Origin of the sequence: Pseudomonas sp. Y5-11, from assembly GCF_022368695.1 — a bacterium.
In the GTDB taxonomy this organism is placed as follows: Bacteria; Pseudomonadota; Gammaproteobacteria; order Pseudomonadales; family Pseudomonadaceae; genus Aquipseudomonas; species Aquipseudomonas parakoreensis.
The window spans coordinates 231,347-255,888 of sequence record NZ_CP058974.1; the positions used below are offsets into that span (position 1 = coordinate 231,347).

General features: G+C 60.6%; 24 protein-coding genes. 8 read left to right on the forward strand and 16 right to left on the reverse strand.

All coding sequences use genetic code 11. The annotated features are described in order from the left end of the window. Positions 1-7: 7 nt before the first annotated feature. A complete protein-coding gene (locus HXW87_RS00960; RefSeq protein ID WP_131670608.1) occupies positions 8-820 on the forward strand; it encodes a transporter substrate-binding domain-containing protein in 813 nt (270 codons plus the stop codon). Positions 821-1,042: 222 nt separating this feature from the next. Beyond that, positions 1,043-2,908, forward strand: coding sequence for a DEAD/DEAH box helicase (locus HXW87_RS00965; RefSeq protein ID WP_047297111.1), 1,866 nt, complete (start codon positions 1,043-1,045; stop codon positions 2,906-2,908). Positions 2,909-3,143: 235 nt separating this feature from the next. On the opposite strand, the gene HXW87_RS00970 is transcribed toward HXW87_RS00965, so the two are convergent. Together HXW87_RS00970 and HXW87_RS00975 are read right to left on the reverse strand one after the other, a co-directional pair. Continuing rightward, the gene (locus HXW87_RS00970; protein WP_041063462.1) at positions 3,144-3,737 is read right to left on the reverse strand and encodes a YceI family protein; all 594 of its coding nucleotides are present in this window, start codon (positions 3,735-3,737) and stop codon (positions 3,144-3,146) included. Between the two features lie 31 nt (positions 3,738-3,768). Next, positions 3,769-4,320 carry a cytochrome b gene (locus HXW87_RS00975; RefSeq protein WP_182402821.1) on the reverse strand — a complete coding sequence of 184 codons (552 nt, stop codon included), beginning with the start codon at positions 4,318-4,320 and terminating at the stop codon, positions 3,769-3,771. A 423-nt stretch (positions 4,321-4,743) separates the two neighbouring features. Here HXW87_RS00975 and HXW87_RS00980 point away from each other — a divergent pair, with 423 nt between their 5' ends. Together HXW87_RS00980 and HXW87_RS00985 are read left to right on the forward strand one after the other, a co-directional pair. After that, positions 4,744-6,516, forward strand: a complete 1,773-nt coding sequence (locus HXW87_RS00980) for an anti-phage dCTP deaminase (protein ID WP_239778324.1) — start codon at positions 4,744-4,746, stop codon at positions 6,514-6,516. Continuing rightward, entirely contained in the window at positions 6,503-6,658 is a 156-nt protein-coding gene (locus tag HXW87_RS00985; RefSeq protein WP_239778325.1) for a hypothetical protein, read from the forward strand. The genes HXW87_RS00980 and HXW87_RS00985 overlap by 14 nt, the downstream gene beginning before the upstream one ends. Before the next feature lie 121 nt (positions 6,659-6,779). Here the strand turns inward: HXW87_RS00985 and HXW87_RS00990 are convergent, their stop codons facing one another. After that, positions 6,780-8,555 (reverse strand): flavin monoamine oxidase family protein, encoded by a 1,776-nt coding sequence (locus tag HXW87_RS00990; RefSeq protein ID WP_239778326.1) that lies wholly within the window; start codon positions 8,553-8,555, stop codon positions 6,780-6,782. A 224-nt stretch (positions 8,556-8,779) separates the two neighbouring features. On the opposite strand from HXW87_RS00990, the gene HXW87_RS00995 reads away from it, so the two are divergent. Both HXW87_RS00995 and HXW87_RS01000 read left to right on the forward strand, forming a co-directional pair. Next, positions 8,780-10,186, forward strand: coding sequence for an adenosylmethionine--8-amino-7-oxononanoate transaminase (locus HXW87_RS00995; protein WP_239778327.1), 1,407 nt, complete (start codon positions 8,780-8,782; stop codon positions 10,184-10,186). A 142-nt stretch (positions 10,187-10,328) separates the two neighbouring features. Beyond that, entirely contained in the window at positions 10,329-11,048 is a 720-nt protein-coding gene (locus HXW87_RS01000) for a 16S rRNA (uracil(1498)-N(3))-methyltransferase (RefSeq protein ID WP_239778328.1), read from the forward strand. A gap of 4 nt (positions 11,049-11,052) precedes the next feature. Here the strand turns inward: HXW87_RS01000 and HXW87_RS01005 are convergent, their stop codons facing one another. Continuing rightward, positions 11,053-11,955 carry a transporter substrate-binding domain-containing protein gene (locus tag HXW87_RS01005; protein ID WP_047297116.1) on the reverse strand — a complete coding sequence of 301 codons (903 nt, stop codon included), beginning with the start codon at positions 11,953-11,955 and terminating at the stop codon, positions 11,053-11,055. Between the two features lie 41 nt (positions 11,956-11,996). After that, positions 11,997-13,238, reverse strand: a complete 1,242-nt coding sequence (locus HXW87_RS01010) for a D-amino acid dehydrogenase (protein ID WP_095668114.1) — start codon at positions 13,236-13,238, stop codon at positions 11,997-11,999. A 108-nt stretch (positions 13,239-13,346) separates the two neighbouring features. Here HXW87_RS01010 and HXW87_RS01015 point away from each other — a divergent pair, with 108 nt between their 5' ends. Continuing rightward, a complete protein-coding gene (locus tag HXW87_RS01015; protein ID WP_108184069.1) occupies positions 13,347-14,303 on the forward strand; it encodes a LysR family transcriptional regulator in 957 nt (318 codons plus the stop codon). A gap of 51 nt (positions 14,304-14,354) precedes the next feature. Here HXW87_RS01015 and HXW87_RS01020 read toward each other — a convergent pair whose 3' ends face one another. Then, a complete protein-coding gene (locus HXW87_RS01020; RefSeq protein WP_007964065.1) occupies positions 14,355-14,972 on the reverse strand; it encodes a hemolysin III family protein in 618 nt (205 codons plus the stop codon). A 167-nt stretch (positions 14,973-15,139) separates the two neighbouring features. Here HXW87_RS01020 and HXW87_RS01025 point away from each other — a divergent pair, with 167 nt between their 5' ends. Beyond that, entirely contained in the window at positions 15,140-16,054 is a 915-nt protein-coding gene (locus HXW87_RS01025; protein ID WP_047297119.1) for a LysR substrate-binding domain-containing protein, read from the forward strand. A 111-nt stretch (positions 16,055-16,165) separates the two neighbouring features. Here the strand turns inward: HXW87_RS01025 and madM are convergent, their stop codons facing one another. From madM to HXW87_RS01075, 10 genes are all read right to left on the reverse strand, one after another. After that, positions 16,166-16,930, reverse strand: a complete 765-nt coding sequence (gene madM, locus HXW87_RS01030) for a malonate transporter subunit MadM (protein WP_103485191.1) — start codon at positions 16,928-16,930, stop codon at positions 16,166-16,168. A 1-nt stretch (position 16,931) separates the two neighbouring features. After that, a complete protein-coding gene (gene madL, locus HXW87_RS01035) occupies positions 16,932-17,348 on the reverse strand; it encodes a malonate transporter subunit MadL (protein ID WP_003229065.1) in 417 nt (138 codons plus the stop codon). 66 nt (positions 17,349-17,414) lie between these two features. Next, the gene (gene mdcH, locus HXW87_RS01040; protein ID WP_239778329.1) at positions 17,415-18,335 is read right to left on the reverse strand and encodes a malonate decarboxylase subunit epsilon; all 921 of its coding nucleotides are present in this window, start codon (positions 18,333-18,335) and stop codon (positions 17,415-17,417) included. After that, entirely contained in the window at positions 18,332-18,952 is a 621-nt protein-coding gene (locus HXW87_RS01045; protein ID WP_239778330.1) for a malonate decarboxylase holo-ACP synthase, read from the reverse strand. Before HXW87_RS01045 ends, mdcH begins: the two co-directional genes overlap by 4 nt. Further along, positions 18,946-19,731 (reverse strand): biotin-independent malonate decarboxylase subunit gamma, encoded by a 786-nt coding sequence (gene mdcE / locus HXW87_RS01050; RefSeq protein WP_239778331.1) that lies wholly within the window; start codon positions 19,729-19,731, stop codon positions 18,946-18,948. The genes HXW87_RS01045 and mdcE overlap by 7 nt, the downstream gene beginning before the upstream one ends. Continuing rightward, positions 19,728-20,579 (reverse strand): biotin-independent malonate decarboxylase subunit beta, encoded by an 852-nt coding sequence (locus HXW87_RS01055; protein ID WP_239778332.1) that lies wholly within the window; start codon positions 20,577-20,579, stop codon positions 19,728-19,730. The genes mdcE and HXW87_RS01055 overlap by 4 nt, the downstream gene beginning before the upstream one ends. Then, entirely contained in the window at positions 20,572-20,871 is a 300-nt protein-coding gene (locus tag HXW87_RS01060; RefSeq protein WP_095668108.1) for a malonate decarboxylase subunit delta, read from the reverse strand. The genes HXW87_RS01055 and HXW87_RS01060 overlap by 8 nt, the downstream gene beginning before the upstream one ends. Continuing rightward, the gene (locus HXW87_RS01065) at positions 20,871-21,743 is read right to left on the reverse strand and encodes a triphosphoribosyl-dephospho-CoA synthase (RefSeq protein ID WP_239778333.1); all 873 of its coding nucleotides are present in this window, start codon (positions 21,741-21,743) and stop codon (positions 20,871-20,873) included. The genes HXW87_RS01060 and HXW87_RS01065 overlap by 1 nt, the downstream gene beginning before the upstream one ends. Continuing rightward, positions 21,743-23,413 (reverse strand): malonate decarboxylase subunit alpha, encoded by a 1,671-nt coding sequence (gene mdcA / locus HXW87_RS01070; RefSeq protein WP_239778334.1) that lies wholly within the window; start codon positions 23,411-23,413, stop codon positions 21,743-21,745. The genes HXW87_RS01065 and mdcA overlap by 1 nt, the downstream gene beginning before the upstream one ends. 282 nt (positions 23,414-23,695) lie before the next feature. After that, a complete protein-coding gene (locus tag HXW87_RS01075; protein WP_239778335.1) occupies positions 23,696-24,061 on the reverse strand; it encodes a hypothetical protein in 366 nt (121 codons plus the stop codon). Positions 24,062-24,542: the final 481 nt, after the last annotated feature.

Here is a 24,542-nt window from a genome sequence, read left to right on the forward strand (position 1 = left end):
TCAAGCCATGCCTTTGATCGCGCAATTATTCACGGTGCTGGTTTTTGCTTGCCTGAGCTTTGCCGCTCGGGGCGAGAAGTTGCGCATTGTCACCGAGCCATGGGCGCCGTACGTGTACGAAGAGGACGGCAAGAACCTCGGGCTGGATTACGAAACCACGGCCATCGTGTTCAAGCGCCTGGGGATCGAGGTCGAATGGCAATTTTTGCCGTGGAAACGTTGCCTGTCGATGCTCGAAACCGGTCAGGCTGACGGCGCACTGGACATCTTTCACAGCGACGAGCGCGACGCCATGCTGCTCTACCCCATCGAACCGCTGTCGGACGTCGAGTTCGTGATGTTCTACGCCAACGACCGGCCGCACCCGTTCAGCAAACTCGAAGAACTCAAAGGCCTGACCATTGGCACCTCGCCGGGTTATCTGTACAGCCCTGACTTCCGCGAATCGACACTGTTCACCCGGGAACCGGCGCCAACCCACGAAGCCAACTTCGGCAAACTGCTGCGCGGGCGCATCGACTTGCTGATCACCGATCGCCGCGTCGGTCAGCATTTGCTCGATCAGTTGAATATCCGCGACCAGATCACTGAAAACCCCACTGTCATTAGCCGCCAGAGCCAATATCTGGCCGTTCGTCGCAATGCCGGGATGGATCTGCTGGTGGCGCGTTTTGGCGCCGAGCTCAAGCGCTTCAAGCGCGAACCGGCCTACGCCGAGCTCAGCGCACGCTACGGCGCAGCCCCGGTCGACGCCGCGCCAATGAGCAACGTCTCGGCCAGTCGCAAAACCGTTGAGCAGCAGGAAAGCAGCGCGCAGTGATTGCTCTGTTATACTCCGGCGTTCCCGCCAGGCTCACGCCCGGACGCCCGGAACCGTAACAGGCCTCCAGTCCCGCTACAGCGCAGCTTTTCAGCCCGCGCGAGCGCTCCTGACGTGCCTTCGAGACCGCAGCAGGACCGGACGGGATCGCGTCCTCTTAAACGCGATTCGCGCCAGGCAAGACTCCCATTGGGCCAAGCCCTAACTAAAACAGGATTACTCATGTCCTTTGCTTCCCTCGGTCTCTCCGAGGCTTTAGTCCGTGCCATCGAAGATGCGGGCTATACCGAGCCTACTCCGGTGCAACAGCGGGCCATTCCCGCCGTGTTGCAAGGTCGCGACCTGATGGTTGCGGCACAGACAGGTACCGGTAAAACCGGCGGGTTCGCCCTTCCGATCCTGGAGCGGTTGTTCCCCAACGGTCACCCGGACAAATCCCAGCGTCATGGCCCGCGCCAACCGCGCGTACTGGTCCTGACCCCGACCCGCGAACTCGCGGCCCAGGTTCACGAAAGCTTCAAGATCTACGCCCGTGACCTGAAATTCGTCAGCGCCTGCATCTTCGGCGGCGTCGGCATGAACCCGCAAGTCCAGGCCATGTCCCGTGGCGTTGACGTCCTCGTCGCCTGCCCGGGTCGCCTGCTTGACCTCGCCGGCCAAGGCAGCGTTGACCTGTCCCACGTCGAAATCCTCGTCCTCGACGAAGCCGACCGCATGCTCGACATGGGTTTCGTGCACGATGTGAAGAAAGTCCTCGCGCGTCTGCCGGCCAAGCGTCAGAACCTGCTGTTCTCGGCGACCTTCTCCAAAGACATCACCGATCTGGCCGGCAAACTGCTGCACAACCCGGAGCGCATCGAAGTCACGCCGCCGAACACCACGGTCGAGCGCATCGAGCAACGCGTGTTCCGTCTGCCGGCCAGCCACAAGCGTGCGCTGCTGGCGCACCTGATCACCGCCGGCGCCTGGGAACAGGTGCTGGTGTTCACCCGCACCAAGCACGGCGCCAACCGTCTGGCCGAATACCTGGACAAACACGGCCTGCCGGCTGTGGCGATCCACGGCAACAAAAGCCAGAACGCCCGCACCAAAGCCCTGGCCGATTTCAAGGCCGGTGAAGTGCGCATTCTGGTAGCGACCGACATCGCTGCTCGCGGTCTGGACATCGACCAGTTGCCACACGTGGTCAACTTCGAGCTGCCGAACGTCGATGAAGACTACGTGCACCGTATCGGCCGTACTGGCCGCGCCGGTCGTTCGGGCGAGGCGATCTCGCTGGTCGCGCCGGACGAAGAAAAACTGCTGAAAAGCATCGAACGCATGACCAAGCAGAAAATCGCCGACGGCGACCTGATGGGCTTCGATGCCAGCACCATCGAGGCCGAGAAGCCTGAAGTGCGCGAGCGTCCGGACATGCGCAACCCGCGCAACTCCCGCGGTCCGCGCGGCGACGGTCCGAATGGCGGCGGCGGTGGCGGCGGTCGCAAGGACAAAGGCAAAGACAAGGGCAAGGAAAAACCGGCCGGCGAACGCGGCGAGCGCCCTGCCCGCCAGCAGAAGCCCCGTGAAGGCACGCCGAGCCGCGAACAGCGTCCGAGCCAGCCACCACGCGCGGCTGCCGACCGTGCACCGGACGAGTTCCTCGACGACGATATCGATAACTTCGGTAACCGCGTTGACTACGTGCCCAAAGCCGCTCCGGCCGGTGGTCGTGGTCGCCGTCCGGGCGCGCCAGGCCAGGGCGCAGGTGCCGGCGCACCTCGCGGCGGTCAATCGCAAGGTCGCCAGAACGGCCCGCGCAACAGCAACGGTTCGAGCACCGGCACTCCACCGGGCAAACGCAACGGTCCGCGCAACGGCGCCCCACGTGACGGCCAGGGCCGTCGTGACGAGTCCTCGCGCAACCGCCGTCCGGCTCGCGACGATCAGCAACGCGCCGAACCGGCCGTGCAGAACCCGCGCAGCACCGGGCCGAAGATCATGCACAAGGAATCGAAAGCCGACCGCTTCCCGACGCCTGAGCAACTTGATCAATTGCCGACCCGTCCGCGCGGCGAAAAACCAGCCTTGCTGACCCGCAATCGCTGAGTTATCGCTGCAATGAAAAATGCCCCGGTTCGAAAGAGCCGGGGCATTTTTTATGGATGTCCCAGAACCCGCTTTCTGTAGGAGCTGCCGAAGGCTGCGATCTTTTGATCCTGGAAAAACCAACCTCTCAAAAGATCGCAGCCTTCGGCAGCTCCTACAGGGGATCCGGGTTGTGGCGGGCTATAAAAAACGCCCCCGGCCTTGCGACCGGGGGCGTTTTTGTAAGGCGGCGAAGTTACTTCGCTTTCACACCTTCGAACGAGATGTACAGGTCGACGTTGTCGGACTGTGGACCCAGGTCCATCATCTTGCCGAAATCAGAACGCTTGATGCTGGTAGTACCTTCGAAGCCGGCACGGTAGCCGCCCCATGGATCCTTGCCTTCGCCCAGGAACACGGCCTTGACCACGATTGGCTTGGTCACGCCGTGCAGGGTCAGGTCGCCGGTCACGTCAGCCGTGTCTTTGCCAGCGGCGTTCTTGCCGGTGGATTTGACGCTGGTGGAGACGAACTTGGCGTCAGCGTATTTGCCCACGTCCAGGAAGTCTTTGCTGGCGATGTGCTTGTCGCGCTCGGCGTGGTTGGTGAACACGCTGGCGGTCTTCACGTTGAATTCGATTTTGCTGTCTTCAGGCTTGGCAGCGTCAAAGCTGAACTTGCCGTCGATGTCCTTGAACGTACCGGTGATGTAGCTGTAGCCCAAGTGGCTGATCTTGAAGTCGACGAAAGCGTGCTGGCCTTCCTTGTCGACGGTGTAATCAGCAGCCATCACGTTCGCGGACAGTACGGCCGAACCGATTGCCAGAGCGGCCAGAGTCTTTTTCAACATGCTTTCTTTTCCTTTGAGTCGAGGTTGAATTTCAGGATTTGCGACCGAGCATTCGCGTCAGGGTCGCATCACGATCGATAAAGTGGTGCTTCAATGCTGCCAACGCATGGAGGCCGGAAAAAATTACCAGCGCCCACGCCAGCCAGAGATGAATCACCCCAGCGGTATCTGCCTGATCCGGTAGCCCGGAAACCAGTGCAGGCACTTCAAACAGACCAAATACCGGAATCCCGACACCGTCTGCGGTGGAAATCAGGTAACCGGCAAGCATCACAGCGAACAGCCCGACGTACAGAAACCCGTGGCCGAATTTGGCGCCGATGCGGGTCATGCGGCTGTAGCTTTGCAGCATCGGTGGCGGTGGGCTGATAAAACGCCACAACACCCGCAACACCATCACACCTAGCAGCACCAGACCGATGCTCTTGTGCAGATCCGGCGCGTCTTTGCGCCAGCTGCTGTAGTAATCCAGCCCCACCATCCACAGACCCAGCGCGAACAGTCCAAAGACCGCCAGCGCCACGCCCCAGTGCATGAAGATGCTGACCCAACCATAGCGTGAAGCAGAGTTACGTAGCTGCATTGCCCAAATCCTGTGAGAACTGCGAACCAAGACTAGCGAGTTATCTATCGAATTAAAGCGGAAAATTTTGCTTTGAAATATCGAGAAATACGATCAAGAGCTTCTAACCCTCGTGTTAAGGAAAGATTAACCCATAGCAGAATCACACGTCCTAGCGAGAAAAATCATACAAGTCCAGCCCCCGCTGACGTAGTCGCTCATCAGAAAACTCTTCAGTTTCTTTAGGAATTCCAAGTGATTTGAGTGGGATAGCAGGGCTAGAGCTATGCGTTTTTTTGACGATCGGAACGAAAAGCTTGATGAGGCTTTCGCATCTGGACCTACGACAGAGTGGCTACTACTCTCAGGTGGGGCAAACGTAAGTCCATTGTCCAACAGCAGGAACAGTGCCAGACGGACCGCAACTCAACACAGGGAAAAAAGATGCGTTTTGACGGCAAACTCGAAGAACTAAAGCAAAAATTAAGCTCTCTCCGGCACGCTGGAGAATGGAAAGTCGTCAACCCAAACCAATATCAATTCAGAGCTAATAGCAAAGGGATCATGAATTGGTTCCCCTCAACGGGGAGCATAACATTTCAAGGAAACCCGAGATCCGCCGAACAATTAAAACTACTTGTTGAAGGATTGCTGATCAGCGGCACAGATTCGGAACACCCATATATCGAACAAACCTCAATAGAGGTAGAAGCTGCTTTCGCTGAACTATCAACAAGCTCGACTGAGACAGGAGCATATTTTCTCGATGACTCCTACTCAGACTCCGAGCTGATTATCGGCTTGGTTGGGACGATCGGCACCAACCTAAACGAAATTGCAAGACTCATAGAGGAACGGCTTTATAAATTCAACTACACAACAGAAAACATAAAAATCTCTACGGATATAATCTCTACATTAGGCTCCCCACTTTCAAGCACAGATGAGTTTGCCAGGATCAGTTCCTTCATGGAGGAAGGGAACAATCTTAGAAAAAATAGTAAAGATAATTCAATACTTGCTCTCGGCGCTGCTGCCAGAATCAACTTCTTACGAGGCAAGCAAGAAGCATTGCGCAGAAAAGCTTTTATTATCAATTCGCTGAAGAATCCTGCCGAAGTACAAAGATTAAGAAAAATATACTCGAATGGTTTTTTCTTAATCGGCGTCCACGCTGACCATACAAGACGGCATGACTACTTAACAAAAGAAAAATCGATTCCAGAGGAGCAAGCTTCTAAATTAATCGACAGAGACGCGGATGAACGCGATGACTATGGTCAACACACGAAGGATACCTATCATTTATCCGACTTTTTCATCGACTACAACGGCAACTCTGACTCACTGAAAAAGCAGATATGGCGAGTTTTTGATCTGCTTTTTGGCAAGCCATACGTCACGCCTACATTCGATGAATACGCAATGTTCATGGCATTCTCAGCTTCATTAAGATCTGCTGATCTTTCTCGACAAGTGGGTGCCGTTCTAACGAAAGACAGATGCATCGTCTCAACAGGCGCTAACGATGTACCAAAAGCACATGGAGGGCTGTACTGGCCTGAAGTAGACGATGTTACACAGGAAATCGTTGACGCAAAGGATGGGCGCGACTACATGAGAGGAGAAGACTCTAACGCCACACAGAAAAAATTAATCATCGACAGTATTCTTGAAGTGATTCCAGAAGAATACAAAGAAAAACTGAAACCCTTGATCAAGAGCAGCAAGATAAAAGACATCACCGAATACGGAAGAGTTGTTCATGCCGAAATGGAGGCACTTCTTTCAAGCTCAAGACTAGGAATTAGTACATATGGTAGCGATTTATACTGCACGACATTCCCCTGCCACAATTGTGCAAAGCATATCGTGGCTGCTGGAATCAAGAGAGTTGTATATGTTGAGCCATACCCGAAAAGCAAAGCACTCGACTTCCACTCAGATTCCATATCACTGAATCAAAGAAGCAGCAACGTTGTATTTGCACCGTTTATCGGAGTTGGCCCACGAAGCTTTTTCAACCTATTCTCCACCAACCTCGGTAGTGGCTATCCAGTAACCAGAAAAACCGAGGATGGTCAGGCTCTTGACTGGAATGAGTCTGATGCTAAATTACGCACCCAAATGCTGCCTTGCTCGTACATTGAACGCGAAACCATAGCTGCAACACTTCTATCAAGGTACCTAGAGGAAAGCCAAAATGACGCCCACTAAAGAAGAGTTTCTCAACCATTTAGCGGAATCTCGCCGTACTGTTGAGCAATGGCCTTCTTGGAAGCAAGAGGCACTCAAAGCATCTCCTCAGCAGCATTCTTCCTCATCAGTTCCGTCTGCTCAGCACAAAGAAAAGCGCTGAGTCGTCTACACAGATCTCACCCGATGGAGCTTGAAACCCGATCTAGGGCAGATTAACCAAAACGGTTAATCCATAAAAAAGCGCGGCTTGAAAGCCGCGCTTTATCATTCAAGCCAAAATTTTACTGAGCCTTTGTATCGGTGCTCGCTGCCGGTTTCGCCGCTGGCTTCTTCGCCGGCTCAGCCTTTTTCGCCGCAGGCTTGGTCGGGGCCTTTTTCGCCTCGGTTTTCGCTGCAGGTTTCTTCGCCGCAGGCTTGGCTGGCGCTTTCTTCGCCGGCTCGGCTTTCACCGGAGTCGCTGGTTTCGGCGCTTCCACCGGAGCTGGCGCAGGTGCCGGAGTCGGTGCAGGCGCTGGCGCCGCTGGAGCTGGAGCTGGAGCCGGCTCAGGCGCCTTCGCAGGCTCTGGCTTCTTCTCGTCATCCGAACCGCCAAACAGGTTGCTGAAGAAGTTACCCTTCTTCGCCGCCACGGCACCCGCCGCGCCCGCCGCTGCTGCAGCCGGAACCACTTTGGCCGGTTCAAACGACTTGCCGGCGGCCAGGTCTTCAACCTGACTGGCCGCACGCTGACCAGTGCGCAGCGCGCCTTCCAGGGTGCCCGGGTACAGGGTGTCGGTGTGTTCACCGGCAAACGCTACACGTTGCAGCGGACGCTCCCACAGGCGCCAGAACTTGCTGATCTGGCCCGGACCGTAAGCCAGGTAAGCGCCGCCCATCGACGGATCGGTGCTGTAACGACGAATTTCATAACCGGTGAACGAGCCACGGGCCTGTGGATAAAACGCGTGCAGGCGGATCAGCACTTGATCGACCATCTGCTTGTCGCCGAACGCCTGCATCACGCGAGCGTTGTCGCCGGACAGGTTGATCACCACGTTCGCGCCGCCCTTCAGCGCCGGTTCGATCCAGAGCATGCCCAAACCTGCGTTGCTGTAGATCTCGCCGGACATGCGCGCCTTGCTTTCCCACACCGGCGTCTTGAACTTCAACATGATCTGGTCGCGCCAGCCGTAGTTGGTGCCCTTGATCGCGGCCAGATGCTGGGCGTCCAGTGCCGGGGTCAGCGCAATCTTGTTCAGCGCGCGCAGCGGCACGGCCAGCACCACGTAATCAGCCTGGTAGCCGACACTGCCGACCTTGACGGTCACGCCGTCCTTGTCCTGAGTGATCGCCGACACCGGCGAGTTGGTCTTGATGGTCTTGATCTGTTTGACGAAGGCCTGGGCCAGCACCTGGCTGCCGCCGACCAGACGCGAGGCACGCAGGTCGCGGTCAGAGACGCCGCGATACACGCGGTTCTGCTGGGCGAAATACAGCAGCGACAGACGCGAAGGCTCGTCGTAATGGGTGCGGATGTCCTGGTTGATCAACTGACGCGCGGTGGCCGGCAGGTTCTGCTTGTCGAGCCAATTCGACACGTTGATCTGATCCAGCGCATGCAGGGTGCTGGTCGCGGCCGGGTTCTGCGGGTCGTCGATCGAGCGCGCCAGGTCGTCGAGGGTTTTCTGGTAGCGCTTCAAGGCATCGGCGGTGGCCGGTTGCTTGGTTGCCAGATCGGCAGCGGAGAAATACTCGCCGTCGATCAGATAACCCGGGGTACGCACGAATTCCGGGGCTGGCGTGGTGCTCAGTTTGAAGGTCGAGACGTACTTGTTCAGCACCGGCTGGGTCTTGTCGTTGCCGATCCACTCGCTGGTGGCCATGCCCGAGCGACCGCCCAGGCTCGGTTTGGCTTCCAGCAGGGTGACCTGCCAGCCCTTGTTTTGCAGCTCGTAAGCCGCGGTCAGGCCCGACAGGCCGCCGCCGATCACGATTGCGGTTTTATCCTTGGCCAGCGCCGTAACGCTGAACAGCCCCAACATCACCAGCGCACAGGCGCGCAGCCAACCGACAGACATTCAGCGAACTCCGGAAATACACGTAGGAAAAAGCAGTTTTTGCGGGTCAGACGACCCAAAGAACCGCGAAGAATACGTCAGCCATCAAAACGCCGCCAGCGACGTCTATCGGCCCATACAAAGTAGCTCAATCGACACAATGGGTTGTTCCGACGCGATGCATTGCATAGGCTTGCGCGATTGTTTGCCCGCGCCTGACGCGAGCCGCCTCGAGGAGACTGTAAATGGGCCTGAATAACCAGTGGATGCAACGCGACCTCGCGGTGTTGTGGCATCCCTGTACCCAGATGAAAGACCACGAACAGCTGCCGCTGATCCCGATCAAGCGCGGTGAAGGCGTGTGGCTCGAAGACTTCGAAGGCAAGCGCTACCTCGATGCTGTCAGCTCCTGGTGGGTCAACGTGTTCGGCCACGCCAACCCGCGCATCAACCAGCGCATCAAGGATCAGGTCGATCAGCTGGAGCATGTGATCCTCGCCGGTTTCAGCCATCAACCGGTGATCGAGCTGTCCGAGCGCCTGGTCAAGATGACGCCCGAGGGCCTGAACCGGGTGTTCTACGCCGATAACGGTTCGTCCTGCATCGAAGTCGCGCTGAAAATGAGCTTTCACTACTGGCTCAACCGTGGCCAGCCGAACAAGAAGCGTTTCGTCACCCTGACCAACAGCTACCACGGCGAAACCATGGCGGCGATGGCGGTCGGTGACGTGCCGCTGTTTACCGAAACCTACAAAGCGCTGCTGATGGACACCATCAAGGTGCCAAGCCCGGATTGCTACCTGCGCCCCGAAGGCATGAGCTGGGAAGAACATTCGCGCAATCTGTTCGCCGCCATGGAACAGACGTTGGCAGAACATCATGACAGCGTGGCGGCAGTCATCGTCGAGCCGTTGATTCAGGGCGCCGGCGGCATGCGCATGTATCACCCGGTGTACCTCAAACTGCTGCGCGAAGCCTGCAACCGCTACGGCGTGCACCTGATTCACGACGAAATCGCCGTCGGCTTCGGCCGCACCGGCACCATGTTCGCCTGTGAACAGGCCGGCATCCGTCCGGACTTCCTCTGCCTGTCCAAGGCCCTGACCGGCGGCTACCTGCCACTGGCGGCGTGCCTGACCACCGACGAGGTCTACAGCGCGTTCTACGACGACTACCCGACCCTGCGCGCCTTCCTCCACTCGCACAGCTACACCGGCAACCCGCTGGCCTGTGCGGCGGCGTTGGCGACGCTGGATATCTTCGAGCAGGACAACGTCATCGAAAACAACCAGGCGCTGGCCCGGCGCATGGCCTCGGCCACGGCGCATCTGGTTGATCACCCGAACGTCTCGGAAGTGCGGCAGACCGGCATGGTCCTGGCCATCGAGATGGTCAAGGATAAAGCCACGAAAGAGGCCTACCCTTGGCAGGAACGTCGCGGCCTGAAGGTGTTCCAGCATGCGCTGGAGCGTGGCGCGCTGCTGCGGCCGCTGGGCAGCGTGGTGTATTTCCTGCCGCCGTACGTGATCACCCCGGAGCAGATCGATTTCCTCGCCGAAGTCGCCAGCGAAGGCATCGACATCGCCACTCGAGACAGCGTCAGCGTGGCGGTGCCGAAAGATTTCCACCCGGGCTTCCGCGATCCGGGCTGATTGAAAATTTGTGGCGCCTGAACTGCCGCTTTCGCGAGCAGGCTCGCTCCCACCCTGGAATGCATTTTCCTGTGGGAGCGAGCCTGCTCGCGAATGAAGTCGACTCCGATCCAACTGATTCACATCTTTCCAGAGACCCGAAATGAGACTGTCCCGCTTCTTTATCGACGCCCCCCTGAGCACCGGCGAACACGAACTGCCGGAAGCCCAGGCGCATTACATCAGCCGCGTGCTGCGCATGGCCGAGGGCGATGCGGTGCAGTTGTTCGACGGTTCCGGCCATGAGTTTCGCGGCTCGCTGGTGGAAGTCGGCAAGAAGCGCGTGGTGGTGCAGATCGACGAGCAGCTCGCCGGCCAAGTCGAATCGCCGCTGCACATCCATCTAGGCCAGGGCCTGTCCCGGGGCGAGCGCATGGACTGGGCGATCCAGAAAGCCACCGAACTGGGCGTGAGCGAAATCACCCCGATCTTCAGCGAGCGCTGCGAAGTGCGCCTGAAGGACGAGCGCGCCGACAAACGCCTGCTGCACTGGCGTCAGGTGGCGATCAGCGCCTGCGAGCAATGCGGTCGTTCGCGGGTGCCGGTGATACATCCACCGGTACTGCTGGCGGACTGGCTGAAACAGACCCAAGCCGAGCTGAAACTGGTTCTGCACCCGGTGGCCGAGCCGTTGGTCAGCCACGCCAAGCCTGCGACCCTGGCGTTCCTGATCGGCCCCGAAGGCGGCTTGTCCGACGCCGAAGTCGAGCAAGCCAAGGCCAACGGTTTCCACGCCGCCCGCCTCGGCCCACGTGTGCTGCGCACCGAGACCGCACCGGTTGTGGCACTGGCGGTGGCTCAGCAGCTTTGGGGTGATTTCTAACCCGTCACTGCACCGGATCACTGATCGGTTTGGCGATGATTGCCTTGAGTTCGCTGGTCATCGGGAACTCAAGGTTCAAGCCTTTCGGCGGGATCGGCTGTTCGAACCACTTACGATAGATCCCGTTGATCTCCCCCGAGCTGTACAGATCGGCCAGCGCCCCGTTCACCAGCGCGAGGAATGGCGGATCATCCTTGCGCACCATGCAGCTGTAGATTTCCCGCGATTGTTCCTCCCCCACCACGACCCAGTTGTGCGGGTCCCGCGCCTTGGCCCGCTCGCCGTAGAGCAATGCGTCGTCCATGTAGAAGGCCGCTGCCCGTCCCGACTGCAGCATCTGGAACGCCTCGCCGTGATCCTTGGCGCTGATCACGAACATGTTCAGTTTGTGGTCGAGGTTGTAGCTCTTCAGATAGCGCTCGTTGGTGGTGCCGGCGGTGGTCACCACATTCTTGCCGCGCAGGTCATCGAAGCTGTGAATGCCGCTGTCCTTTGCGGTCAGCAACTGCCCTTTGACGTAGATGAAACCGTAGGAGAACGCCACCTGTTTCTGCCGCTCGGCCGTCACCCCGGTGGAGCCGCACTCAAGATCAACCGTGCCGTTCTGCACCAGCGGAATCCGCGTCTGCGACGTCACCAGGTTGTACTTCACCTTCAGCTCAGGCAACGCCAGTTGCTGCTTGATCCGCTCGACAATCTTGCCCGCCAGCTCCACCGAATACCCCATCGGCTGCCCGGTGTGATCGCCCACATACGAGAACGGCACCGAGGCATCGCGATAGCCCAGGGTGATGCTGTTGGCGCTGGCGATCTTGCCAAGCGCGCCGGTCAGCGGCACTTCATTGGCCTGTGCCTGGGCGCCGATGAACAGCGCCAGTGTGCAGCCGAGCAACGTGATTTTTTGCATTGTTATTCTCCGTTGTGGTTGGGGTGTTTTAGCAGAAACTGTCACGCCGCACGGGGATTGAGCCCGTGCAGGTCAATGGATGTACGCTGCTGACCGATCAGTTCACTGAGCAACTGCCCGCTGCCGCAGGCCAGGGTGAAACCGAGCGCGCCGTGGCCGAGGTTGAGCCACAGATTGCGATACGCCGTGGCGCCCAGCAGCGGTACGCCGGTGGGGGTGGCCGGGCGCATGCCCGCCCATTCCACAGCCGCGTCGTAATTGCCGGCATCGGGAAAGGTGTCGCGGGCCTGGCGCTTGATCAGTGCCAACCGCTCGGGATCTACCGCCGGGTCGAAACCGACGATGTCGACCATCGCCGCCACCCGTAACTGTTCGCCGATGCGCGCGTAGACGATCTTGCGGTCGTAGTCGGTGATGCTCACGTCCGGCGCCCGATGCTCATCGCCGATCGACAAGGTCAGGCTGTAACCCTTCAGCGGATACAGCGGCAGACGCAGGCCGGGCAGCGCCAGCAAGGGGCTTCGGTGCCCGGCGGCGATCACCAGTTGTTCAACTGGCAGGGTTTCGTTGCCAAGCTCAATCGCCGTAACGACGCCGTGGCTGTGGCGAATGCCGGTGACTGCCTGACCGAGGCGAAACTCGCAGCGACCCGACGCCGTCAATCGCGCCGCCAACTGCTGGCAGAAGGCGTGACAGTCGCCGACTTCTTCATCCGGCGTGTAGATCGCGCCTACAAACGGCGCATCGGTCAGTGCCGGTTCCAGCTGCGCACATTCGGCGGCGGACAACACCTGTTGTTGCTGCGGATCGGCCAAGCCCTTGCGCGCATGGTCGAAGTTGCCGGCATTGCGGAAGGTCACCAGTTTGCCGTTGCGCCGCCAGTTGAAACCGGTGAGCCCGTCATCCTCGCGCCAGCGTTTCAGCGTGCTCTGGCTGAACAGCGCCAGACGCAACAGATGCGCCGCGTTTTCCCGGTTGACCGAGGTGCGGCAGGCGGCGAGAAACGACGCCATCCAGCGCCACTGCGCCGGGTCCAGACGCGGGCGCAGCTTGAGCGGCGAGTCGCCGCGCAGCATCCAGCCGAGCGCCTGCAACGGCACGCCGGCATCAGCCAGCGGCGCCACATAGCGGTAGGACAACTGGCCGCCGTTGGCGAAACTGGTTTCGCTGCCCAGCGACTGCCGCGCCTCGACCACAGTCACTTCGAAACCGTCGCGCACCAGCGCATAGGCCGTTGCCAACCCGATCACACCGCCGCCGATGATGCACACGCGCTGAGCCATGTCCGTCCTTATTTCTATGTGAAGACGAGGCTGAGGTTAGGGTGAGGTGACAGGCGCCGAACAATGAATAAAGATGCCAGACTTATAAACAAAGGTTATGGACTCACCATGCGCCTTCGCCACATCGAGATTTTCCAGGCCATTCGCCAGACCGGCTCGGTCAGCGCCGCTGCGCAATTGCTGCACGTCTCTCAGCCGGCGGTGACCAAAGTGCTGCAGCACGCCGAGCAGCAGTTGGGCTTTCCGCTGTTTCTGCGGGTGCGCGGTAAATTGCAGGCGACTCCGGAAGCGCTGGAGCTGGAGCGCGAAGTCGACAAGGTCACGGAAAGTCTGCAAGGCGTGCGACGCCTGGCCCAGAGCCTGCGCCGCGAGCCCGGCCACAGCCTGCGGATCGGCGCGACCCCGGCGCTGGCGCTGTCGTTGCTGCCGCCGGCGATCCGGCAATGGACGGCACAGTTCCCGGACATCGCCTGCGAACTCTCCAGCGCCCACAGCCGCGAGCTGATGCAGAATCTGCTGATGCGCGAAGTGGACGTGGCCCTGACGTTGCAGTTGCCGGATCATCCGGGATTGAAGGCGCAGGCATTGGCCTCGGGCGTGTTGGTGGCGCTGGCGCCGAAAGGTTACTGGCCGGAGGAAGAAGCCGGTCAGCCGTTGCCGCTGATGGCGTTGGCGGGAGCACCGCTGATCGGGCTGTCCAGCGCCGACCCGCTGGCTGCCCGACTCGACAGCTACCTGGAAGCGGTCGAGCCACCGCCTCGCGTGCGGATCGCCGTGCAGACGTATTCGCTGGCGCGGGCGATGGTGGAGTCTGGCGCCGGGGTGGCGGTGATCGACCCTTTCACGGCACTCGGTGCTTCGCCGACCAGCACCGTAATCCGCCCGTTGGCGCCGCCCTTGCCGATCACGTTGTACGCAGTGACCCGCGCCACCGAACCGCCACCGCATACCCTCGGCGACTTGTTGCAGATATTCAGCAGACGCGCGCAGATACAACTGCAAACCCTGGTCCCTGTGGGAGCTGGCTTGCCAGCGATTGCGGTTGCCCCATCAACACATGAGTGACTGACAGTCCGTCATCGCGGGCAAGCCCGCTCCCACAGGATTTGTGATGTTCTAAAGGACATAAAACAGAATCGCCACAAAGTGCAGCAGACTCCCGGCGATCACAAACAAATGCCAGATCCCGTGCGCATGCCGCAACCGGTGATCCAGGGCAAAAAAGATGATCCCCACGGTGTACAACACCCCGCCCGATGCCAGCCAGGCAAAGCCTGCTGTGCCCAGCGCCGCGATCAACGGTTTGACCGCCACCAGCACGATCCAGCCCATCACCGCGTAGATCACGATCGACAGGATCCGCGCTTCCGAGCGTGGCTTGATCTCCTGCAGGATGCCGATCAGCGCCAGCCCCCAGACAATCCCGAACAACGTCCAGCCCCACGGCCCGCGCAACGTCACCAGGCAGAACGGCGTGTAGCTGCCGGCGATCAGCAGATAGATGGAAAAGTGGTCGACCTTCTTCATGATCGCTTTCTTGCGCCCGCGCACGCTGTGGTACACGGTTGAAGCGCTGTAGAGCACCAGCAAGGTAAAGGCGTAGATCGCCACGCTGACGATCTTCCACGGACTGCCGTCGAGGCTGGCAATCACCAGCATCCACACGCCGCCGATAAACGCAGCCACGGCCCCGACCAGATGCGTCCAGGCGTTGAGTTTTTCCCCGTGATACATGTGTCGCTCACCTCAAGATTCGTTACCGCAACGCGCAAGGCTCAGGCCTTGAGCGTAAAAGCGCAATGTTTCCGTTTAAAAGATCAAAAGATCGCAGCCTCCGGCAGCTCCTACAAAGAGCGGCGCATACCGGGCACAATCGGTCGATACCAAAAAGAGTCCGCGCCATGCTGATCGACGAAGAATTGACCCTGAAAAAACTCGAGGTGTTCCTCGCCTTCATGCGCACCGGCAATCTGGCGCGTGCCGCAGCCGAGTTGCAGACCAGCAATGTCAGCGTGCACCGGGCGATCCATTCGCTGGAAAGCGCCCTGCGCTGCCCGCTGTTCAAGCATGAAGGGCGCAACCTGACGCCCCTGGAAAGCGCCTACGTGCTCGAAGAACGCGCGCAGAAGCTGATCCAGGACGTGGTCGAGAGTGTGCGCCTGACCCGCGAGGCCGCCGGCTTCTCCGCTGAACGCTTCAAACTCGGCTCGCTGTACTCGCTGACGGTGAAAACCGTACCGCAACTGATCATGGGCCTGAAGATCCGCCGCAGCGAACTCAACATCGACCTGATCCTCGGCTCCAACATCGACCTGCTGTACAAGCTGAAGAACATGGAAGTCGACGCGATTCTGGTGTCGCTGGACGACACGGTCAGCGACCCGGACTGCGAGCAGATCCCGCTGTTCTCCGACGACATTTTCCTCGCCACACCGGCAGATTCAAGGTTCGCCCAACGCAGTGAAGTCGATCTGGCCGAGGTGCGTGACGAAACCTTTATCACCCTGACCCAGGGCTTCGCTACGCATCAGGACGGTATCCGGGTGTTCAAGCAGGCGGGGTTCGAGCCGAAGGTGGCGATGCAGGTCAACGACATCTTCACCCTGCTGAGCATGGTCAGCTCCGGGGTCGGCTATGCGTTGCTGCCGGGGCGGATTGCGGCGGTGTACGAGAATCGGGTGAAGCTGATCCCGTTGCAGGAGAAGTACCGCTTGCAGCAGCACATTGGCGTGGTGTTCTTGAAGGCCAAGGAGCGCGATCCGAATCTGCTGGCGTTGCTGGCGGAGTGTCGGATGTATGCCAATCGCCAGATCTGAAACCGAGTTGCGCCCTTCGCGAGCAAGCTCGCTCCCACAGGAGAATGCATTCCAAGTGTGGGAGCGAGCTTGCTCGCGAAGGCGTCAGCGCAGACAACTGAAATTCCGGATCTAGCCCACAATCCCGCGAACAATGAAGAACAACAGCGAAGGCCCCAGCAAGCACCCGAGCCCGGTGTGGAACGTCGCCGTCAACGCCCCATAAGGCACCAACCGCCGATCCGTCGCCGCCAGCCCTGCGGTCACCCCGCTCACCGTCCCGGCCAGACCACCAAACACCATCGCCGAACGCGGGTTATCCAGGCCCATCCAGCGCGCCGCGACCGGCGTGCCGACCATCACCAGAATCGCCTTGATCAACCCGGTAGCAATCGACAGCGCCATCACATCCGAAGTCGCGCCAATAGCCGCACCGGTCACTGGGCCGACGATGTAGGTCACCGCGCCCGCGCCGATGGTGGTCATGCTTACCGCATCGCGATAGCCGAAGGCCCAAGCCATACACGCGCCGACAATGAACGGCAGGATGGTGCCGAGCAGCAGCGCGATCACGCCAATCAACCCGGCCTTCTTCGCCTCGGTCGCCTGCACTTCGAACGCCGTGGCGACGATCGCGAAATCACGCAGCATCGCCCCGCCCATCAGGCCGATGCCGGAGAACAGCGTCAGATCCGCCAGGCCTTTCTGACCACCGGTCAGAGTGCCGCCAACCCAGGCCAGCACCAGACCGATGACGATGGCAATCGCCGAGCCATGAATGCGCCCGAAGGTCAGGCGTTTGGAGAGAATCACCGAGACCCACATGATCACGCCGACGAAAGCGAACGCGGTGATCAGGCCGTTGTGTTCCAGACCGTTTTCAATGAGTGCCCACATGTCAGCGACCTCCTACCGGGGTACCGACCGGGGTGACTTCCACCGGTTCGTCAGGCAACGGTTCGCCTTTATGGGTGCGGCTGATCAGGGCAATCGTGCAGCCACACACCACCACCGAACCGATGGCCGCCAGCACCGCCACCGGGCCGCCGTGCAGGGCGGTGACGACGTTCTGTTGCGCGGCCATCGCCACCACCACAGGAATGTACATCGCGCCCCAGAAGCCGACGCCCATCTCGCAATCCTTGGTCATGCCGCCACGCTTCTGCATCCACAACCGCGCGCAGATCAGCAGGATCATGGCGATGCCGACCCCGCCGACGTTGGATTTGACGCCCAGCAACACGCCAAGCATGTCACCCATGATCACCCCTGCCAGCGTACAGATCGCCAACAGCGCCACACCGTAAATAATCATTGTTGTAGTCCTCAAAGTGCATCGTCGAATGTTGTTTTTGTTGTTCGAAGCCTGAGTCGCGGCGGTTTAGGGTCGGCGGTCTCCCTCCTCTCGCAACAGCGCCTGCAAGGTGTCCAGACGCGCACTGTCGAAGGCAGTGACCGTGCCCGATTCGAACACCCGGCGCGCCAGCCCGGTCAGCACCGCACCGGGCGGCAGTTCGATTTGTAAACGTACACCGCGCTCGTAAGCGCTTTGTACGGTGCCGCGCCAGTCCACCACGCGGCACATGTTGAAAGCGAGGTCGTCGCGCAGGGCATCAGGCTTGATCAGCGGACGCGCGCGGCTGCCACTCAGGTACGCGATTGTCGGGCGCTTCAGTTCAACCTTGGCGAAGGCCTCAGCGAGGATTTGCGCAGGTTTTTCCAACAGCGGACAGTGCGACGGCACGCTCACCGCCAGACGTTTCGCCAGACCGGCGCCACGACTGCGCGCCAGTTCCGCCACCGCTTGCATCGCCGCGTCACTGCCGGCAATCACCACCTGGTTATCGGCGTTGATGTTGGCCAGGTACACCGGCGACTCCGCGCTGTGCACCTGCGCCAGCAGCGTTTCGACGGTGGATAATTGCAGACCGATGATCGCGGTCATGCCATAGCCCTGTGGATAAGCCTGCTGCATCAACTCGCCACGCAGGCTGACCAGATGCAACGCATCGCTGAAGCTCAGCGACCCGGCGACCACCGCTGCCGGGTACGCACCGATGGACAGGCCGGCGACGTAATCCGCCGTGAGTCCGTCCTGCAACAACTGCCGCGAGGCGGCGACCCCGGCGATCAACAGGCACAGCTGAACCGCCCGGGTGCTGCGCAGCGCATCGGCCGAATCGAGCAGCGAGACATCCTCACCGAGCACGTCGCTGGCCTCGATCAAGGTTGCCCGAGGCAAACGCTGGAGCATGCCCGGTTGCTGCGCGCCCTGGCCCGGGAACACCAACAGGCTGCTCACGCTGCCTGCTCCTGCAGGTTCCACGGGTCAGTGACCAGACAGGCCTGATGCTGAGTTTTCAGCAGCACCCGGGCCGAACCGCTGGCCCATTCGCGCAGCGCCACAGCACCAAACGGCGTCTGCAATTGCATATCCACCCGGCACACAGCCTGATCGAAACCCGCGACCAGTTTGCGTGCCTGATTACGGGTGATCAGCTGCGGGGTACGCAGAATCAGATCGAGGTCACTGGCCGCGTGCATCGCGGTAAAACCACTGGCCAACTCAAATCCGACACTGCCGCTGACACCCCAGACCCAACCACAATCATCGAGCATCGGCCGCAGTTGTTTGAGTGCCTGCATCACTGACAGATCGCGCTCGCAATCGACATGACAAAGCGCCTCCGGACTGATCCGACGCACGACTGCATCAAGACCCATGAACGCCGCCAGGCGCTGCTCACGCAACACACCGCGAATACCCACCGCGACCCAACCTTCAGCGCTCACCGCGCGCCGCACCACCACCGGTTGCCCGGCAGCCAGCGATTCGACTGCCCACTGCGGCGCATCCGCCGGCAACTGCGCAGGAGTCATGCCCCACAGCAGGTCGTGGGCCAATGGCAAGTTCACCACTGTGCCCTCAGCAGTTCACGCACGCGGCTGGAGGCCTCACGATTTTTCGCGCCGAGACGCTTGCGCAAGTCAGTGCCGGAGATATCGTCGATCGCCTGTTTCAGGCACTCGGTGACCCGCGTCAGGTCCTCCGCCGTCGGCTGCTCGATCTGCTGCACCGAGAAGGTTTCCCAGAGCAATCCGAGGCTGGCGTAGCTGTCGATGTCGTAAGCCATCGGCGGCACGCTGGCGGCCAGCGCTTCCAGTTCCTCGACACTGCGCAAGGTCACTCGCGCCGCCGAAGCCTTGCCCATCGCATGCACCATCACCCCGGGATCGCGCAGGGCAATCAAGCGGTTGGCCTGATAACCGTGAGCCAGAAACGCCCCGGACATCGCCTTGCCCACCAGCAGCGCAATCACCGGATGCCCGGCCAGACGGGCGCGGGCATAACTGTCCGCCGCACCGGCCAGGGCCTGATGAATGCCGAGGGCTTCTTCGCGACGACCGTAAGCCTGGCTCGGGACGTCGACGATGGCGATGATCGGGCGCTTCTGCGCTTTGTCGCGATCTGCCGTGATCACGTCATCCACAGCCTTCGCCAGACCCCAGCCTTCGAGCAAACCGACTTCGCCGTTGCGAGCGCGTGGAAAGCGGTTGTCCGGGTCACTAACCACGGCAATGAAACGCCCCAGCTCACCGTCAGCAACCCGCAACGAGGCCGGTAGCCCTTCAACCACCACAGCACCAGCGCTCAGGGCGTTGAACCAGTTCAAACCGCGCACGGAATAACCACTCATGAGCGCTCTCCTTGATACAGATCGCGAACCACCGCAGGCTCGATTTGCTTATCGGTGTCCAGGCTCGCCAGACGTTGCAGAAACCAATCGGCGCGCTGACTGCGCGGCCGCGTTGGCAAACCCTGTTGCAGCAACTCACCGATCTGCTGGCGAATCTGTGCCACATCATCGGCGACGTAACGATCCACCAAGCCGCTGGCGAAACGCTGCTCGCCACCGGTCAGGCTCCAGATGAAGGGCCGGTCGCGGGAGTCGTACTCTTCGATCCCGGCTTCCTGTTCGATCACTTGCGGGCCGTTGAGACCGAGGCGCGCTTCCTGAGTCACCAGCAAATAGCTGCACAACGCAGCGGCAATCGACATACCGCCGAAACAGCCGACACTGCCCGCGACCACGCCGACCACCGGTTGGTACTGCTGCAAGTCGACAATCGCCGCATGAATATCGGCAATCGCCGCCAGCCCGAGATTGGCTTCCTGCAAGCGCACGCCACCGGTTTCCAGCAGCAACACGGCGCGGGTCGGGATGCCTTTGCGGTTGTCTTCGGCGGCCAGTTCCAGCGCGCCGGCAATCTTCGCCCCGCCGACTTCGCCGAGGCTGCCGCCCTGGAACGCGCCCTCGATGGCGGCGATCACCAGCGGCAAACCGTCAAGGCTGCCCTTGGCGATCACCACGCCGTCATCGGCTTGCGGTACCACGCCCTGGCGTTCGAGCCACGGCGACATGACCCGTTGAAACGGGTCAAGCAATTCGCGGAAGGTCCCGGCATCGAGCAAGGCTTTCGCCCGTTGCCGCGCACCGAGTTCGACGAAGCTGTGCTTGTGCAACAGCGCTGCGCTGTCATTCATGGCCGATCTCCTCGAAACCTTGTTCCAGACGCAGCCGCACCACCCCCGGCGTGGCGCCGAAATCGTGGATATCGATGGCCATCGCCGGTGGCGTGGTGCCGTCGAACATCCGCGCAAACAGATGCTGCCAGCGCTGCTGCGCACCGTTGACCGAGGTCTGCACATTGATCGTCAGCTTGCCGGCCAGCCCCGGTTCGATCAGCACTTCCAGATCGCCGGAGCCGACACAACCGACCAGCGCGCGCCCGCGTGGCGGCTGCCCGGCGGGAAATTCAAAGGATAAGGTTTCCATCAAAACGCTCCCTGAAGGATACCGTCGCGCTCGATTCGGTCGAGCAGCAGCGTGGCGGCGAGCAAGTCGGCGGCGCCACCGGGCGAGGCATTCAATGCGATGAGTTGTTGATCCAGTGCGTGCAGGCGCCGACGTCCGCTTAGGCTGGCGCTGCCGCCGGCGTCGAGCACCGCTTGCGCGCCGTGTTGCATGGCCTGCAGGCCTTGTTCACCGGCGCGGTAGAGCACGCACGTGTCGGCCAGATCGGTCATGATCGCCAGCAGCGCATCGAGCCGGGCGTTCTGTTCGCCGTGACCGTTGGCGCGGCTGCGTTTGAGTTGCGGCAGGCCGCGTTGCAGCACGGACGGGAAGCCGAGTTGCGCTTCTTCCCGAGCGCCGCGTGCGCCGTAACGCAGGGCAACTTGTGCGCCGTGGCTCAGCGGTTTTGGTGCGTAGCGATCATCCAGCAAGGCCAGACGTGCGGCGCGAACAGAGACGGCGTCGGCACTTGAGGATTTCGGTTCCAGCGCAGCGGCGGTCACCAATAACCCCAGTGCCCAAATGGCGCCGCGATGGGTATTCACCCCGTTGGTGGTCGCAAGCATGGCTTGCTCGCCTTCGCGACCGATGCGACCAATCGCTTCGCGCAACGCTGTATCGACTGCGCCGATATCAACTGCGGCCTCGGCCATTTCCTTGAACGCCGGCCACAATGACAATGCCGAAGCGTGCATCAGGCCCAAGTGCAGATCGGTGTGCGCGCCATTGCCACGTCGGTCGACCAGCGCCGGTTTCGGTGACAGATCGGCTTCGTCGATCAGCGCATCCACCGCCAGATCGGCCAGGCGTTCGCTCAGGCTCAGGGGTTTCGCTTGCAGGTTGAGTGCGTGCATTACCAGCTCCTGAATTTGGCGGGCGGGTTGTACAGGCCGCCGGACCACTCGACCAGATCGGCCACGCTTTTCGCCGCCAGCAGTTCGCGGGTGGCGTCGGTGCGGCGGATGCCGAGGTCTTCGGGCAAGGCGATCAGGCCTTCGCGGCGCATGCGTTCGGTGTCTTTCGGGTTGTGGCGCAGGCCGATGGCGGTGACGCCGGCAACCGCTGCGATCATCGCCTGGCGCTCTTGCAGCGAGCGCGCCTTATACAGATAGGCGATGCCTTCTTCGGTGAGCAGGTGGGTGACGTCGTCGCCGTAGATCATGATCGGCGCCAGCGGCATGCCGCTTTTCTTCGCCACGTCCACCGCGTCGAGGGTTTCGACGAAGGTCGGTTTGCCGCCCTCCTGGAAGGTCTCGACCATTTGCACCACGAGTTTCTTGCCGCGTTCGAGCATCGGTTGCGGCGCGTCGTCGTGGCGCATGTCGAGCCACGCCGGGGTGCCGTGACGCCGACCGCGCGGGTCGTGGCCCATGTTCGGCGCACCGCCGAAACCGGCGAGGCGGCCACGGGTAACGGTCGAGGAATGGCCGTCGCCATCGACCTGCAGCGTCGCGCCGATAAACAGATCCACCGCGTACTGTCCGGCGAGTTGGCAGAACATCCGGTTGGAACGCAGCGAGCCGTCGCGGCCGGTGAAGAACACGTCCGGGCGCGCGGCGATGTAGTTTTCCATGCCCAGCTCGGTGCCAAAGCAATGCACGCTTTCGACCCAGCCGCTCTCAATCGCCGGGATCAGCGTCGGGTGCGGGTTGAGCGTCCAGTTGCGGCAGATCTTGCCTTTGAGGCCGAGGGATTCGCCGTAGGTCGGCAGGATCAGCTCGATGGCGGCGGTGTTGAAACCGATGCCGTGGTTGAGCGACTGCACGTTGTGTTTTTCGTAGATCCCGCGAATCGCCATCATCGCCATCAACACGTGCACCGGTTTGATGTGCCGTGGGTCGCGGGTGAACAGCGGTTCGATGTAGAACGGCTTGTCGGCCACCACCACGAAATCAACCCATGAGGCGGGGATATCCACGCGCGGCAGTTCGCTGACGTCATCCACCAACTGGTTGACCTGAACGATGACGATGCCGTCGCTGAACGCCGCCGGTTCGATCAGTGCCGGGGTGTCTTCGGTGCTGGGGCCGGTGTAGATGTTGCCGTTGCGGTCGGCCATGAACCCGGCCGAAAGCACGACGTTGGGGATCAGGTCCACCACCAGCCGCGCGTAGAGTTCGATGTAGGTGTGAATCGCGCCGACTTCCAGCAGGCCGTCTTCGAGCAACTGGCTGATGCGCAGGCTCTGGGTGCCGGCGAAGGAGAAATCGAGCTTGCGGGCGATGCCGCGTTCGAACAGATCAAGGTGCTCGGAGCGACCGACGCTGGGCATGATCATGTGCAGATCATGCAGCTTGGCCGGATCGGCTTTGGCCAGCGAACGGGAAAGGAAATCCGCCTGCTTCTGGTTGTTGCCCTCCAGCACCACACGGTCGCCGGGATGGATCAACGCTTCAAGCGCGGCGACGATCTTGTCGCTGGGCAACACCACGCCGTCGGCCAGCCCGCGCACCTTGTCGAGACGCCGCTGCTTCTCGTCACGCCGCCGCGTCCAGCGCGAGTCGGGGGAAATTGTTGTTGTCATGCTCACTCCACGGGGTTCGCTGTCGTGGAGCTACGTTAGGCGTGTGGGGTGGGGGGCATCAATCAAGCGCGGTGGTGAATCATTACGGTCAGCGTAACGTTTGACGACGCCTTCGCGAGCAAGCTCGCTCCCACAGGGATTTGAGTTGTTCAACCACTATGTGACAACCCAAATCCCCTGTAGGAGCTGTCGAGTGAAACGAGGCTGCGATCTTTTGATCTTCAGAATCAAGTTCAAAAGATCGCAGCGTGCCGCAGCTCCTACAGGGGAATGCTGCGCTTTTCAGTCTGTTGGCACCAATTTGTCGAGCACCCGATTGACCGCCATCTCCGCCACCATCACCACCTGAGCGATGCCTTGCAGGGTCTTGCGGTGCGTGCCTTGCACCAGCGCCGCATGGTTGTTGAGCATGACCGTGGCCGAGCCGAGCGATTCACTGGCGTCGGCCAGCAGGGATTCGCTGTCGGCGTCGGGGTTGGCCATGTACAGCGTGTTGGGGGTGTAGGGCGTGGCCATGAGGTCGGGTTTTGGCGGGCCGAGGTAATGGTCGAGGGCGCGTTCGGCGGCTTCGTGGAATTTCTTTGATTCGGGGGCTTCGTAAGGGGATGCCGCATCTGTTGGCGGCGGATTTGGTGTTGGTTTAATCATTCTCAGGTTCCGAAATAAAGCTGGAACCGCTTCTCTGCTAAAAGAAGGGGTGGCAGCTGAACGCAGGTTAGCAGACCGGGGAACCTAAGGAAGCCGGCGCGCCGAAGCGCCCTGCGCACAGCCGCCATCGAATGCAGGCACTGAGCCTGACGATGATGTATGTGCCCCCTTAGATTAACCACGGGCTGCTAAACCCGATCACTGGGAATCAGTGACGCAATCAAGTTACGCAGGCTGCCGAGGGCGCACAAGCCGGCGGATTCTGGTGCATGCGTAGGCAGTGGCGCAAGGATTTGTAGGCTGGTGAGGCGTAACACTGAGTGTCTTTAAACAGCTGTGCTGGAAAGTGTTTATTGCACTGCAGAAATTGAAGATTTGCCTGTAAGAATTTGCTGATTCAACTGGCCCCATCGCTGGCAAGCCAGCTCCCACAGGGTTTTGTGTGATTCACAAAATCCGCATACGACGCGGACACTGTGGG

What these genes read in the sequence shown, in the direction of transcription:
- HXW87_RS00990 (WP_239778326.1), bottom strand. Translation starts at nt 8,555, where the DNA reads ATGTCTGTCGGTTGGCTGCGCGCCTGTGCGCTGGTGATGTTGGGGCTG.
- HXW87_RS01065 (WP_239778333.1), bottom strand. Translation starts at nt 21,743, where the DNA reads ATGCACGCACTCAACCTGCAAGCGAAACCCCTGAGCCTGAGCGAACGC.
- madM (WP_103485191.1), bottom strand. Translation starts at nt 16,930, where the DNA reads ATGTGGGCACTCATTGAAAACGGTCTGGAACACAACGGCCTGATCACC.
- HXW87_RS01005 (WP_047297116.1), bottom strand. Translation starts at nt 11,955, where the DNA reads ATGCAAAAAATCACGTTGCTCGGCTGCACACTGGCGCTGTTCATCGGC.
- HXW87_RS00995 (WP_239778327.1), top strand. Translation starts at nt 8,780, where the DNA reads ATGGGCCTGAATAACCAGTGGATGCAACGCGACCTCGCGGTGTTGTGG.
- HXW87_RS01015 (WP_108184069.1), top strand. Translation starts at nt 13,347, where the DNA reads ATGCGCCTTCGCCACATCGAGATTTTCCAGGCCATTCGCCAGACCGGC.
- HXW87_RS00960 (WP_131670608.1), top strand. Translation starts at nt 8, where the DNA reads ATGCCTTTGATCGCGCAATTATTCACGGTGCTGGTTTTTGCTTGCCTG.
- HXW87_RS01060 (WP_095668108.1), bottom strand. Translation starts at nt 20,871, where the DNA reads ATGGAAACCTTATCCTTTGAATTTCCCGCCGGGCAGCCGCCACGCGGG.
- HXW87_RS01020 (WP_007964065.1), bottom strand. Translation starts at nt 14,972, where the DNA reads ATGTATCACGGGGAAAAACTCAACGCCTGGACGCATCTGGTCGGGGCC.
- HXW87_RS01010 (WP_095668114.1), bottom strand. Translation starts at nt 13,238, where the DNA reads ATGGCTCAGCGCGTGTGCATCATCGGCGGCGGTGTGATCGGGTTGGCA.
- HXW87_RS01000 (WP_239778328.1), top strand. Translation starts at nt 10,329, where the DNA reads ATGAGACTGTCCCGCTTCTTTATCGACGCCCCCCTGAGCACCGGCGAA.
- HXW87_RS00975 (WP_182402821.1), bottom strand. Translation starts at nt 4,320, where the DNA reads ATGCAGCTACGTAACTCTGCTTCACGCTATGGTTGGGTCAGCATCTTC.
- mdcE (WP_239778331.1), bottom strand. Translation starts at nt 19,731, where the DNA reads ATGAGTGGTTATTCCGTGCGCGGTTTGAACTGGTTCAACGCCCTGAGC.
- mdcA (WP_239778334.1), bottom strand. Translation starts at nt 23,413, where the DNA reads ATGACAACAACAATTTCCCCCGACTCGCGCTGGACGCGGCGGCGTGAC.
- HXW87_RS01055 (WP_239778332.1), bottom strand. Translation starts at nt 20,579, where the DNA reads ATGAATGACAGCGCAGCGCTGTTGCACAAGCACAGCTTCGTCGAACTC.
- HXW87_RS00970 (WP_041063462.1), bottom strand. Translation starts at nt 3,737, where the DNA reads ATGTTGAAAAAGACTCTGGCCGCTCTGGCAATCGGTTCGGCCGTACTG.
- HXW87_RS00985 (WP_239778325.1), top strand. Translation starts at nt 6,503, where the DNA reads ATGACGCCCACTAAAGAAGAGTTTCTCAACCATTTAGCGGAATCTCGC.
- HXW87_RS01075 (WP_239778335.1), bottom strand. Translation starts at nt 24,061, where the DNA reads ATGATTAAACCAACACCAAATCCGCCGCCAACAGATGCGGCATCCCCT.
- HXW87_RS00980 (WP_239778324.1), top strand. Translation starts at nt 4,744, where the DNA reads ATGCGTTTTGACGGCAAACTCGAAGAACTAAAGCAAAAATTAAGCTCT.
- HXW87_RS01025 (WP_047297119.1), top strand. Translation starts at nt 15,140, where the DNA reads ATGCTGATCGACGAAGAATTGACCCTGAAAAAACTCGAGGTGTTCCTC.
- madL (WP_003229065.1), bottom strand. Translation starts at nt 17,348, where the DNA reads ATGATTATTTACGGTGTGGCGCTGTTGGCGATCTGTACGCTGGCAGGG.
- HXW87_RS00965 (WP_047297111.1), top strand. Translation starts at nt 1,043, where the DNA reads ATGTCCTTTGCTTCCCTCGGTCTCTCCGAGGCTTTAGTCCGTGCCATC.